The organism is Oscillatoria sp. FACHB-1407 (assembly GCF_014697545.1).
In the GTDB taxonomy this organism is placed as follows: Bacteria; Cyanobacteriota; Cyanobacteriia; order Elainellales; family Elainellaceae; genus FACHB-1407.
Genome location: NZ_JACJSA010000013.1, coordinates 108,889 through 123,087, shown reverse-complemented (window position 1 = coordinate 123,087; position 14,199 = coordinate 108,889). Strand labels below are relative to the sequence as shown.

The following is a 14,199-nucleotide window of genomic DNA, read 5'->3' as shown; positions in this document are numbered from 1 at the left end:
CTTGCTTCTAGGGTGAAGACATAACAGGTTCAAGTGAACCAACTTTATACCTACAACTTGCTAGTCGAAGCTGGCAGAAGTTTAAGATGCACTCTCCATATCATGTACAACACCCCAGATCAGTGAAGCAGAGGCTTATATGGCAACGAAACGAGTTTTGATTATTGACGATGAAGCTGATGTTCGTGCTGTTGTACGCGGATGTTTAGAAGATATTGCTGGATGGGGGGTTGTGACAGCAGAATCTGGCAAGGAAGGATTGGTGAAAGTCATTACCGAGTCACCCGATGCAATTATGTTGGACATTATGATGCCAGGGATGGATGGATTAGCATTTCTATCAGCCCTACGAAATTACGCCAAAGAAGCAGACCTTCCTGTCGTCCTCCTCACAGCAAAGATTAATTTAACCGCATCCGATGAGTTGACAAACTTGAATGTGAAAGGCGTGATTACAAAACCATTTGATCCATTTCAATTGGTTGAGCAGTTTGCTCATCTCCTTGGTTGGGAGGTGTAGTAAGCCTCCCAGATCGCTACCCCCCAAGCTATACACTTTGTTAAAGCTGTGTTCTAGCATTTCCTCACATCAGCAAGAACAGGTATAGCCGTAGCCACATTCGATGAGTCGGAGGCGAGTTGGAAAGCTCTCAGAATCAGTGTTTGACCCATTGCCCCTGTCCTAAGCTTTCTGACTAAAGCTGTAAAATCACCACGGATAGCTGCTCAGCATTAATGATTGTACAAACTGATACCGATTTAATGTTTGATTGTGACAGATCACTGGGTAGGGGCGTTTCGCGAAACGCCCTTACGGAATCATGTGCAGCGAAGCCAATTCAAATTGGTATGAGTAAGAACATACCTGTAACCGAAAGCTCAATCACACCCATCTCCGGCACCCTAATAGAAACAAGGAATTGAGAATTCTGTGAGATATCTGTGTGAGGCGATCGTTTCCGATCAGGGCTGATCAGGTATGGAAAGAACAATACAGGCATTGCCAGAACGCAAGCTGCGAAGCTGGAGAAATTTTTTGAACGCTTTCCTGATATTTAAAGAGATGATTGTGGACGGGACAGAGAGGCTCGTGCAACATCTCAAAAGCTCCAAGCAACAGAAGGAACATTACTCTGGCAAAAAGAAACGGCATACCCGTAAGCACATCACTGGCAGCACACAAAAAAGCGAGTGCTCCAGTTAACCCAAGCCAGAGATGGCAGAATGCATGACAAACGGCAGCTAGAGGAAGCAGGGTTGGTGGAATACATTGCAGATGAGGTTGCCACTGAAGGAGATTTGGGATTTCAAGAATTGCAAAATAAGTGTGACAACGTACATTTGTCACATGGCGATCGATGAGAGATTGCATCGCTAGCTCGATCGAATGCCCGCTCATCAGCTGATAAGGACTTGCAGACGCTAAGAAGATCACTCAGCAACTACCAGTAATTCTCATGTGCTTTATAGGGTGGAGTAAAGTGCCTCTGTAGGGCAGACCTTACTCAGCTCTAAAGCCTGTAAAATCTGCTATTCGGCATTTTTTCGGGTTCAAAATAAGAATTAGTAAAAACTACAGCACTATTTGTTGATAAATATTAATTCAAGGGAATAATAGCCATTACTGAGAATTTGTAGTTTTTGAGGGTTTTACAAAATACTAAAGACCATTTTTTCCATTCCTGACCAGCATGTGTGAGCAGCAGCGTTCTATCCCTTCCCACAAACGCTATCTGTGAACTTAAAGCACCACATTACTAAACATACCTGTACTTTAGTTGAAACGGGTAAACCACTTATCGGCTAGATGTTAATGCCGCCCGTCCTAAAATTGTTGAGTAAACTGTGATAGCTAAATCAGCCAAATCTACCTAATTCTGTAACTCATAAAAGGTTACTGTGTGAATAGCTATTTCCCCACTCCTTATATTATGCCCATCGTTCAAGTTCTCATTATCGAGAATGATTTAACTGAGCAATTAGCGATCAAACAGCAGGTTGAGCAGCAATTACAAAATTGTCGTTGTGAACTTATCAGTTCAACAACCAATCTTACAATAGACGATATTGTTTTAACTTTCAATGTCATTATCTTTAATATAGATAATGTTGATGAAGTTTTTTTAAAGTTTTTATCAAAGCTAGAGGCAAATTTTATTCCTGCTATTGCTTTATCACAATTAGGCAGGGAGGACACCCTCTTAACATTTTTACAGCAGGGAACGACGCACTATCTCATTCAAGATGCTAATCGTAACTATTTGAAGCTACTGCCTATAACACTTCAAAAGGCATTGCAATTCGCCTGGAGCAACAAGCAATTTGATTCAATAACAGATTATAAACCTTTTGCGCAAGATAGTATTCATCATACAACTGCCGATGATATTCATGTTGATGCTCAGCAAGATGAAATTGAAAGAATTCAGTCTTATTTAAGTTTTGGTATCAGTAATTCTCAGAAAGCTGAGGAGAAACAAAAGCGTCAGCAATTGCTGCTAAACCATCAACGGCAAATTCTAGAACTGATGGCTTCAGATGCGCCACTATCTCAAATTCTCAATTTGTTAGTCACTACCATTGAAGAACAAGCAAATGGACTGCTGGGTTCTGTCTTACTTCTAAGAGGAAACCGCTTATGGTATGGTGCTGCTCCCAATCTACCAGATAGTTTTAGCCAGGTTTTGATGAGTGGTATTGAAATCGGTTCACAAGCTGGCTCATGTGGAACGGCTGCTTACCGGAGAGAACCAGTTGTCGTCACAGATATTGCCACTGATCCTCTATGGGATGGTGCGCGCGATTTAGCATTGCAGCATAACTTGCATGCCTGCTGGTCTACGCCAATCTTCTCGCGATCGGGAGACGTACTAGGTACTTTTGCGTTTTATCACCAATCGCCGTATGTTCCGAATGCAGATGATTGGGAACTGGTCAATCTTGCCGTTCACCTTGCAGCTTTGGCGATTGAATGTAAGCAAGTAGAACGTTCTCTTTATCAAAGCGAAGAACGATTTCGCATCACGTTTGAACAAGCAGCTGTTGGTATTTGCCATGCTTCCCCTGATGGGCATTTACTTCAGTTTAACCAGACATTTTGTGATATTCTTGGTTATTCTTCTCAAGAATTACAGTCGCTTACCTTTCAAGAGATTACTTATCCAGATGATCTACCTGAGAACTTACAGCAACTTCATCAGCTTCTCAGAGGTCATCTAACAACGTATTCACTAGAAAAGCGATATATTCGCAAAGACCGAACAATTATTTGGTTGAATTTAACTGTTTCTCTAACCCAAAATACCGATAGTGATGCACCCTATCTCATTGGCGTAATTGAAGATATTACCAATCGCAAACAATCTGAGCAGTTACTAGAAGAAAGTGAGAGCCGATTCCGTAGTATTTTTGAACAAGCAGCCGTTGGAATGTGCTATTCCAGCCTGGGAGGACAGTTTTTACGAGTTAATCAACGTTTTTGTGACATTGTTGGATATCTTCCTGAAGAACTATTAGCTTGCACCTTTCGAGAAATTACTCATCCAAATGATTTGGATCAAGATCTGAAATACGTTCATCAGTTATTAGCAGGGGAGTTGAAAACCTATACTTTAGAAAAGCGTTATTTCCATAGAGATGGATCTATCATTTGGGTCAATTTAACTGTATCGCTGATGCGGAATGTTGGAGGAGACCCCAAGCATTTTATTGGAGTCATCGAAGATATTACCCGGCGTAAACAGGCAGAGCTACAACGACAAGAAGCGATCGATGCTTTGCATCAATTGAACCAGGAGTTAGAAATCAGAGTAGAGGAGCGAACTTCTGAGTTACAGCAGATGAATTATCAGCTACAACAAGCGATCGCAGAACGGCAAAAACTCGTTTCTCTAGTTGAAAACAGCACAGATTTTATTGCCCTAGCAACTCCATCAGGACACGTCACTTATCTAAATCCAGCAGGGCGACAGATGGTTGGGCTAGATGAATCCACTGATATTACCAATTTTGTGATACCTGACTTTCACTTCTCAGAAGACTGGGAAGAATTTCAACGAACAGTGTTGCAAACCTTAGCAAACGGAGACTCTTGGCAAGGCGAAATAAGATTACGCCATTTTCAAACCCAAGCATCGGTTCCAGTTGCTCACAGTGCATTTCCCATCAAGCATCCTCATACTGGAGGAGTTCTAGCTATTGCGGGTATTGCACGAGACATCACCGAACGCAAAAAAATTGAAGAGCAACTACGAGATCTTTCTAATCGATTGAGTTTAGCCGTTAAGTCAGCAGGTGTTGGAATTTGGGATTGGGACATTGTTAACAATCAAGTGTTTTGGGATGATCGAATGTATGAACTTTACGGTCTACAGCGGTCAGATTTTGCTAATGCTTATGAAGCTTGGCTTCATGCCATTCACCCAGAAGATCGGGTTGACGCTGAAACCATTTCTTTGCAAGCCCGTCAAGGCAAAAGAGAATATAATTCTGAATTTCGGGTGATTCATCCCGATGGTTCAATTCATTTTATTCAAGCTTATGCCTTCATCCAGCGTAATGAATTTGGTGAACCTTTGCGGATGGTTGGCATTAACTTTGACATTACCGATCGCAAACAAGCAGAAGCCCGAACTCGTGAAAGTGAAGCAGCGTTATTAGAAGCTCAGCGAGTTGCTCATATTGGCAATTGGGAGTTTGATGTCAATACTCAAACAATTCGATGGTCAGAAGAACTTTATCGCATGTTTGGGCTAGATCCCTCTCAGCCTGTTCCTATTTATTCAGATTATTTGCTCAAGATTCACCCAAGCGATCGGCAAACTTTAATTGACTGTGTTAATCAAGCAATTGCTCATGGCACTTCTTACTGCGTCGATTATCGTGCCATCCTCCCAGACGGTTCAATTCGCTATCACGAAGGCCGAGGAGAAGTAATTCAAGATGCTCATGGGCGAGTCGTGAAATTGTTTGGGACAGCATTAGATATTAGCGATCGCAAACAAGTTGAGATTGAACTTAAGCGAAGTCGTGAACTGCGAGATGCTATTTTTAATAAATCAGCAGATGCTCTTTTTCTTGTTGATCCAATAACTGAACTCATTTTTGATTGTAATGAACGTGCTGTAGAAATGTTTGAAATGAACAGCAAAAAAGATTTGCTAAACATTAACGGTAACACGTTACAACGACAGCCTTTTAGTGACGAAGAACTTGCCATCATTATTGCTGAGGTAACGGAAACTGGATTTTGGAGTCGAGAAATTGAATATATTACCAGGAAAGGCAGAACATTTTGGGCGAATATTGCAGGCACAACCGTTTTAGTTGCGGGTGAGCCAATTCGGCTAGTTCGATTAACAGATATTGACGACCGCAAGCAAATTGAATTGTTACTTCAGCAACAATTAGAAAAAGAACAGTTACTCGTCTCAATCTTAAAGCGAATTCGTGATTCACTTGATCTCAATACAATTCTAAACGTTACAGTAGAAGAAGTCCGCCAAACGATTCAAGCCGATCGGATTCTTGTTTATCGTCTAAATGAGGATGGCTCTGGTCAAGTAGTTGCAGAATCGACCATAGCTCCCTGGCAACCACTGTTAAATCTGTCATTTTCTGCTGAAGTCTTACCCAGTGACTGCTTTGAACGTTATCTTCAAGGCGCAATTTATCGGATTGAAGATTGTAATCAAGCAAACCTTGCAGACTGTGCCCGTGAATTTATGGTCAATCTCCAAATTCGCGCTAAATTAGTCATCCCCATCGTGCAGCAAGAGGATAAACGAGTTTGGGGATTACTGATCGCCCATGAATGTTCTCACCCTCGCCACTGGGAGGGTTGGGAGATTGCCCTCATGCAACAGTTAGCAGGTCAACTTGCGATCGCTATTCGACAAGCTGATCTTTACCAGCAATTGCATATTGAGCTAGAGGAGAGGCAACGGGCAGAAGATAATTTACAAAAAACCAACGAAAAACTTTACATTACTAATTTAGAACTAGCACGTGCAACACGGCTAAAGGACGAATTTTTAGCCAATGTGAGTCATGAGTTAAGAACTCCGCTGAATGCAATTTTAGGGATGTCAGAAATGTTGCAAGAACCTGTTTTAGGAGAATTAAATACTCAGCAACGAAAAGCAATTTCTACTGTTGAGGAGAGTGGTAGACATTTACTCGATCTGATTAATGACATTCTTGACTTAGCAAAGATCGAAGCAGGCAAATTAGAACTGAATATTGAGTCTCATTCGGTGCAAAGCCTGTGCAATGCTACTGTCAACTTAGTCAAACAACTGGCACATAGCAAAAGAATTCAAATTAGCTACACAATTGCTCCTGATCTGAATTACATCCATGTAGACGATCGCCGTATCAAGCAGGTTCTTATTAATCTACTTAGCAATGCAATCAAATTTACACCAGAGGAAGGAAGAGTCACATTAGATGTGTGGAGCCAAAGTGATACTTCCACTTCTCATCCTCAACACTTTCTCTGCTTTTCTGTGACAGATACAGGCATTGGAATTGCATCAGCGGATCTTCCGAAACTCTTTCAATCCTTTGTACAGATCGATAGTAACTTTAACCGTCAATATAATGGTACAGGTTTAGGCTTAGCACTCGTAAAACGCATCGTTGAGTTACATCATGGTCGAGTGAAAGTAGAAAGTACGGTCGATCAGGGTAGCAAATTTACGATAATCCTGCCCTATCAACCATCCGCTGAAGCAACTCATCAAGCTCCGTTAAAAATTGCAACTATCGAACCTTTTCTCCAATCTTCCTCCTCAAATAAGAGAGATTTTAAAGCAAAATCTTTAGTTCTATTGGCGGAAGATAACCAAGCCAATATTGAAACTTTTTCCAATTATTTAATGAGTTGTGGATATCAGATCGTAGTTGCAACTGATGGGTTAGAAGCAGTCTCTTTGTCGGTTTCTGAAAAACCAAATCTGATTTTGATGGATATTCAAATACCAAAGTTAGATGGTTTAGAAGCTATTCGTCAGATTCGGAGCCATTCTGACCTTAACAACACCCCTATCATTGCTTTAACCGCCTTAGCAATGCCAGGCGATCGCGAACGATGCATAGCAGTAGGGGCAAATGATTATTTGACAAAACCAGTTCGCCTAAGATATCTAGCCAGCAGAATTTCAGAGTTACTTCAAAAATAAGGAAATTTTTATGAGTGCAATTTCATCCATTCTAATTGTCGATGACGAACTTGAAAATTTTGACGTGTTAGAAACCATGTTGCTAACTGAGAATTATCAGCTTCACTATGCAGCAAATGGTATTCAAGCGTTATCTTTTTTAGAAACTCATCAGCCAGACCTCATTCTGCTAGATGTGATGATGCCAGAAATGGATGGAATCGAAGCCTGCCGTCAGATCAAATCACATCAGATCTGGAAGCATATTCCGATTGTTATGGTAACCGCTCTCAATTCAAAAGAAGATTCAATTAAATGTTTAGACGCAGGCGCAACAGATTTTTTGAGTAAACCAGTTCATAGTGCTGAGTTACGTGCCAGAGTCCGATCCATGTTGAGGATTAAGCAACAGCATGATGATTTACAGAAATTATTACAGTTAAGGGAAGACATGGTAAGCATTGTGGTTCATGATTTGAGGAACCCTTTATCCAGCATTCTCTTGGCGATTGATCTCCTACGACTATCCCAACTTCTACCAGAGAAATGCCAAGATAAAATTAATATCATTGATATTTCTGCGCATCAACTACAGCTACAAATTGATAGTTTACTTTTGATGGCAAAGATTGAATCTGGTAAGCTTTCACTAAATTTTACAGAGGTTGACCTTTGTGCGCTCTGCTCCTCTGTGTTGAATAGTTTTGAGACGCTCGCAGAACAAAAGCGTTTAACTTTGATAGGAAATTTTCCTGAGCCTGGGAGCAGTATTAATATAGATGCAAATATATTTCGACGAATGCTGGATAATCTAGTATCCAATGCAATTAAATTCTCCTCTCCCAATGGCAAAATTATTCTACAAGCTGATTATTCCGGATCTGATGGTGTAACTATCCAGATAACTGACGAAGGATATGGAATCAATGAGGCAACCAAAAACATCATTTTTAATAAGTATGAAATTGGTACACAGATTAAAGGTGTAGAGCAAACGGGATTGGGGTTAGCATTTGTCAAAATGGCGGTCGAGGCACATGGAGGGAAAATCACTGTAGAAAACAATCAGCCTAAAGGAACTATTTTTACATTACACTTACCTGCTTGAAAAAGAGGTAAGCTCATGTCCTGTTCCTGATGAAGTTTCTATAATCACTTGAGGATACCAAAGTATTGTTGTAAGACCTGCGATTGTGTGCATAAAAGGCAATGGTAAGGTGGACAAGCCTCACTCTATCAATTTCCCTCGGATCTCTACTCCTACTCTATTCAAGCGATAGCATTGCTTGCACAAGATCATCCTGCTGAATGTGCATTAGTATTTCCGTTACTCTCTCTGCTACGAGATTTGGAGGAGATGATGCAGGAACCTGGCATGGGGGTGGAGCATTCAATAATCAATCGTTGGATTTTAAGATAAATTTTAGATTTGGACAAACGCATTCACTCTCATTTGAAGCTCACAAATAATTCGTGACGAGTAAAAACCCACATCAACATCGAACCAGACCATCGAAACATTAAGCACGTTGTAGAATTAACGACAGGATCCAAATCACTTCATAGTGTGAGGGAAATCTTGAGGGGCATTGAAGCAATGAATATGATCAGAAAAGGACAGATGAAAGGAGTTCGAGAAGGGGACAAAGTTTCTCAAACAAAACTTATTGAATCGATTTTTGAGATTGCTGCTTAAAGCAATGTGAGTGATACCGATTATTCGTTAATAAAAATCTCATGGCAGACCCCTTTTTACGTCTGGATTGATCGCCTCAATTTGTGCAAACTTTATCGGTGGTTTCTGCGGAAGCTGAGATAGTGAATTGGATTAAGGATGAATTTCGGATAACCCTGTCTCATGAACTGAAGGCTTCCCCCACTCCGATTTCGGAATGGGCAAAATTGCTTCAAATTTGTTTATTTTCGGCTAAAAAACTCAGGATGCCTCAACAACGGTTGAACGAAATGCCCTTTATGTCAGTGAAATCAATCGACAAACAGCCCTGGCATCAGGCTATCAGCAGTATTTATCGAAGTCGAGCGAATCCGAGACGCGGGTTATTACCATTTTAGAGGTAGTTAATGAATTGAGCGTGAATTGATCAAAAGGGAAAACAGCAATGAGTATGGGGCGGCAGCTTTTGACTTATAGTGTAGCGATCGGCTTGACGGTAATCGCTACCCTCCTTAGCTTTTGGTTAGAGGACATTCTCTCTCGAACGACCGGAGTCTTCTTCTACATTGCAATTGTTATTAGCACTTGGTATGGTGGACGGCGACCAGGCATCGTTACAACGGTTCTCTCTGTATTAGCTCTCAACTATTACTTCATTACGCCCACTCACCAAATCTATATCCTAAGATTTGAAGACTTTTTCTGGCTCCTTCTTGTTGCAGTTGTAGGACTCGTTATCAATTTTTTAACTGCCAGTCTACAGGAGAGCAATCGAATTGCAGTAGAGCGGATGCAGCTTTTGCAGCAGGAGCAAGCAGCTCACAACGAGATGGAGGTACTGCTACAACAGTTAGAAGCAGAACGGCATCAGTTGGAACAGATACTTCAACAAATGCCCGTAGGAGTGGCGATCGCGGAAGCCCCTTCTGGTAAACTCCTCTTTCACAATGAAGAAGCTATACGTTTGTTACGGCAGCCTCTATTGAATTCAGACACGTCTCAGGGGTATATCCAATATGGCGCGATCCATGCGGATGGACAATCTTATCAACCAGACGAGTACCCGATCGCTCGTTCTCTTTTGTCTGGAGAAGTTGTCAAAGCTGAGGAAATGCACTATCGGCGAGGAGACGGCACAACAACTTTATTTTCTGTTAGTGCTGCTCCAATCCTGAATCGGGATGGACAAATTGTTTCAACGGTTAGCACTTTTGAAGATATTACCGATCGCAAACAAGCTGAAATTGCCCTGAGAGAAAAAGAGCAACAATTGCAACAACTCAGTGACTCAATGCCGCAATTCGTCTGGATCAGCAATGCTCAGGGCGAGACGGAGTATGTAAATCGCCGATGGCTTGAGTATTCGGGGTTGACAGTCGAACAAAGCCGCGACACTCAGAAAGTGGCAGAGTTTCTTCATCCTGAAGAGGCACAATCCATGTCTGAACAATGGATGAACGCACAGGCAACGCAACAACCCTTTGAGATTGAAGCCCGACTGAAGCGAGCATCCGATGGGGTATACCGCTGGTTTCTCATGCGATCCGTACCTGTGTTAGATGAACAGGGACAAGTGTTGCGCTGGTATGGCACTTCCACTGATATTAGCGATCGCAAACAAACAGAACAAACTTTAGCGAAGGAACTTTTGCGGATTCAGACCCTCTTCAATACCTCTTTTGATGGCATTGTCATTTTAGATGGGCAAGGCAGAGTCGTGAATGCCAATCCCCGTTTTGCTGAAATGATAGGGCACACCCCAGAAGAAATTGCAAACCTCAGCGTCTCTGACTGGGACGCTCAATTCAATGATGAGGAACTTCAGCAAGTCATGCAGGACTGCTTAAGCCGCAAAATGGGAGTATTTGAAACGCAGCACCGCCGCAAAAATGGCTCAACCTATGATGTGGAAATTAGCTACAACGTTGTGGAGTGGGAGGGAGAGATCTTACGCTTTTGTGCTTGTCGAGATATTAGCGATCGCAAGCGCATTGAAGCTGAACGCAAACGTGCTGAAGAAGCTCTTCAGGAAAGGGAAGCCATTCTTCGCCTATTTATCCAAAACGCTCCGGCTGGCATTGCCATGTTCGATCGAGAGATGCGCTTTTTGATAGGAAGCCAGCGTTGGGCTGATGACTACTATCAGGGTTCGTTGGAATCTACGATTGGGCGATCGCACTACGAACTCTTTCCTGAGCTGCCAGAACGATGGCGACAAATTCATCAACGCTGTTTAGCAGGGGCGATCGAGAAATGTGATGAAGATTTGTTTGTGCGGACAGATGGCTGGCAACAATGGACCCGCTGGGAAACCCGTCCCTGGTATACCGCAACCGATGAAATTGGTGGAATTATCATCTTTGCTGAAGATATTACCCAGCGTAAACAATCAGAGACAGCCATTCTGCAATTAAATCAAGAACTCCAGCAAAAAGTGACCGAATTGCAGACGTTGTTAGATGTGATTCCGATTGGAATTGGTATTGCTGAAGATCCAGAATGTCAGCATATTCGAGTGAATCCCGCCTTTGCCGATGCACTCGGTATTCCGCCTAGGGCCAATGCGTCTTTGAGTGCATCAGAAGAGGAGCGTCCAACAACCTTCAGGGTCTACCAAAATGGTCGAGAAATGCCACCGGAAGAATTACCGCTCCAATACGCGGCGGCTCATGGGGTTGAAATTCGAGATTTAGAAGTTGATGTGGTTTGGCAGGATGGCACAACCGTCACGCTGCTAGAATATGCCGCTCCATTGCTGAATGCATCCGGACAGTTAAGAGGCAGTGTGGGAGCCTTTTTAAACATCACCGATCGCAAACGAGCAGAACAGGCATTACGCGATCGCGAACAACAGTTGACGTTAGCCCTGCAAGCTGCGAAAGCTGGAGCCTGGACTTGGGAACTGCCAACCAATCGCTTGTACTGGTCAGATGAATATTACCGTGTATTTGGTCTTGAGCCTGGAAGTGTTGAACCCTCTTCCGAGAATGGGTTTAGCCGATTGCACCCAGACGATCGAGAATGGGTTGAGCGAGAAACAACGGAAGCGATCGCCCAAGGCAAAAACACGAATATAGAGTACCGAATTCTGCTACCTGATGGAACATCCCGATGGGTGATTGGGATTGGGCAAATGTTTTACGACGAGTTGAACCAGCCCGCTAGAATGGCAGGAATCGTTGTAGATATCACAGAACGTAAACAAGCAGAAGCTGCTTTACGAGAGAGTCAGGAACGATATCGCACATTAGTTCAAAATTTTCCAAATGGGGCTGTGTTTCTCTTCGATAACGATCTGCGCTATGTACTGGCAGAAGGTCAAGGGCTGACCCAAGCTGGCTTGGATCGGGTATCCCTTGAAGGAAAGACGATTTGGGAAGTGTTGGATACTCAAACCTGTGAATTACTCGAACCTCTTTACAGAGGAGCACTTTCAGGTAATTCGGAGACGCTGGAAATTCCCTTTGGCGATCGCATCTATTTTGTTCACTGTTTGCCTGTTTTCGATGACCAGGGATTCGTGAGATTGGGTATGCTCATGTCTCAAGACATTACTCTGCAAAAACAAGCAGAACAAGTCTTGAGAACCGCGCGAGATGAGTTAGAACGGCAGGTACAGGAACGCACAAGAGAACTACAAGAAGCAAATATTTTGCTAGCTCAACGGGAACGGGAGTTTAGGACACTGGTGGAAAATACGCCGGATGTGATTACCCGCCACGATCGCCAATATCGTTATCTTTATGTCAACCCAGCTGGCACCCAAGCTGCTGGCATCACCCTACAGTTTTACCTGGGTAAGCAACCGTCTGAATTAGACTATCCTGAAGCCATTACTCAATTTTGGGAGGCTTCTCTTGAAGAGGTGTTTGTTACAGGCGAAATGCGAATCGATGAATTCGAAGTGATAAACCTGGATGAACCGAGAAGTTACCAGGTCTATGTCGTTCCAGAACGGGAGGCTGATAATTCGATTACTTCTGTGATCACAATCGCACGCGACATTACCCAACTTAGACAAGCCGAAAGGTCTACCCGCAAGCTAGCCGAAGAGTTGCAGCGTTCTAATCAGGAGCTAGAACAGTTCGCCTATATCGCCTCTCACGATTTACAAGAACCGTTGAGAGCCATTACGAGTTTTACCCAACTCCTGGCGCAGGAGTACAAAGCACAACTCGATGGCGATGCCGATATGTACATCGAATTTATTGTGGATGGTGCAACCCGGATGCAGCAGTTAATTCGAGACCTGCTGACCTATTCCAGGGTCGGTCGTTATGAACTGCAACTCCAACCCACCGATTGCAATGTCCTATTGGAACGAGTCAAAAAAGATTTACAGGTGGCGATCGCCGAAAACCAGGCGATTATTACCGCAGACCCCCTGCCAACCATCACCGCAGATCCAAATCAAATGAAAAATCTCCTGCAAAACTTGATCAGTAATTCCTTGAAGTACCGGAGTAAAACAGATCCACGGATTCACATTTCAGCCAAAAGCCATACAGTCGAGAAAACAAATGATTTGAGCCATCCTGGTTCTTCGCGCTTGACAATGGGATCTGAAGAATGGCTATTCTCTCTTCAAGATAATGGCATTGGGATTGAACCTCAGTATGCTGAGCGTATCTTTGGTATCTTTCAACGCCTGCATACCAGTGATGAATATTCTGGCACGGGTTTAGGATTAGCCATCTGTCAGAAAATTATCGAACGGCACCAAGGACGAATTTGGGTTGAGTCTCAACTGGGGCAGGGAGCAACCTTCTTCTTCACAATTCCCCTCTCTATAAAGACACACGATGACAACCCACGCCCGATTACTCAGAATCCTGCTTGTTGAAGACTCCAAAAGCGACGCTGTTCTCATCCAGAGAACGTTAAAAGGCAGCAAGTTTTTAAACGAGATCCATCTAGTTCGAGATGGGGTTGAAGCCAGCGACTTTCTTTACCAGCGAGGAAATTATGTTGAGGCTCCTCGCCCTGACATGATTCTGCTGGATTTGAACTTGCCAAAAAAAAATGGTCGGGAGCTACTGGCTGAAATCAAAGAAGATAAGAACTTGATGACAATTCCCGTCGTCATTCTGACAACCTCCTCCGACGAAGCCGATATTCTGAGAAGCTATCAACTTCATGCCAACTGCTACCTCGTTAAACCAGTTAACTTAGAACAGTTCGTCGAAGTCGTTCAATCAATCGAGCATTTCTGGTTTGCGTTAGTCGAACTTCCCCCTGAGTAAACTTAATGATTTCTTAACTTTTGTGTTAATTACCCTAAATTTGGGAAAGATAACAAAAGATCCGTGATTATTTAATTTCCTTTAGAAAAAATATACTCTTTGAAGTAGATGGCAATTAAAT

At 42.8% G+C, this 14,199-nt stretch carries 6 protein-coding genes; all 6 read left to right on the top strand.

Annotated features, from left to right (window positions below):
- Positions 1–139 precede the first annotated feature (139 nt).
- Complete coding sequence (locus H6G89_RS20860; protein ID WP_190509958.1) at positions 140–520, top strand: response regulator; 381 nt, start codon at positions 140–142, stop codon at positions 518–520.
- A gap of 671 nt (positions 521–1,191) precedes the next feature.
- Positions 1,192–1,362 carry a hypothetical protein gene (locus H6G89_RS20855; RefSeq protein WP_190509957.1) on the top strand — a complete coding sequence of 57 codons (171 nt, stop codon included), beginning with the start codon at positions 1,192–1,194 and terminating at the stop codon, positions 1,360–1,362.
- Positions 1,363–1,931: 569 nt separating this feature from the next.
- Complete coding sequence (locus H6G89_RS20850) at positions 1,932–7,181, top strand: PAS domain S-box protein (protein ID WP_190509956.1); 5,250 nt, start codon at positions 1,932–1,934, stop codon at positions 7,179–7,181.
- Between the two features lie 10 nt (positions 7,182–7,191).
- The gene (locus tag H6G89_RS20845) at positions 7,192–8,268 is read left to right on the top strand and encodes a hybrid sensor histidine kinase/response regulator (protein ID WP_190509955.1); all 1,077 of its coding nucleotides are present in this window, start codon (positions 7,192–7,194) and stop codon (positions 8,266–8,268) included.
- A gap of 1,012 nt (positions 8,269–9,280) precedes the next feature.
- Positions 9,281–13,678 (top strand): PAS domain S-box protein, encoded by a 4,398-nt coding sequence (locus H6G89_RS20835; RefSeq protein ID WP_190509954.1) that lies wholly within the window; start codon positions 9,281–9,283, stop codon positions 13,676–13,678.
- Entirely contained in the window at positions 13,638–14,078 is a 441-nt protein-coding gene (locus tag H6G89_RS20830) for a response regulator (protein WP_190509953.1), read from the top strand. The genes H6G89_RS20835 and H6G89_RS20830 overlap by 41 nt, the downstream gene beginning before the upstream one ends.
- Positions 14,079–14,199: the final 121 nt, after the last annotated feature.

Coding starts and splice junctions, on each gene's coding strand:
- H6G89_RS20830 (WP_190509953.1), top strand. CDS start 13,638: ATGACAACCCACGCCCGATTACTCAGAATCCTGCTTGTTGAAGACTCC.
- H6G89_RS20860 (WP_190509958.1), top strand. CDS start 140: ATGGCAACGAAACGAGTTTTGATTATTGACGATGAAGCTGATGTTCGT.
- H6G89_RS20835 (WP_190509954.1), top strand. CDS start 9,281: ATGAGTATGGGGCGGCAGCTTTTGACTTATAGTGTAGCGATCGGCTTG.
- H6G89_RS20845 (WP_190509955.1), top strand. CDS start 7,192: ATGAGTGCAATTTCATCCATTCTAATTGTCGATGACGAACTTGAAAAT.
- H6G89_RS20850 (WP_190509956.1), top strand. CDS start 1,932: ATGCCCATCGTTCAAGTTCTCATTATCGAGAATGATTTAACTGAGCAA.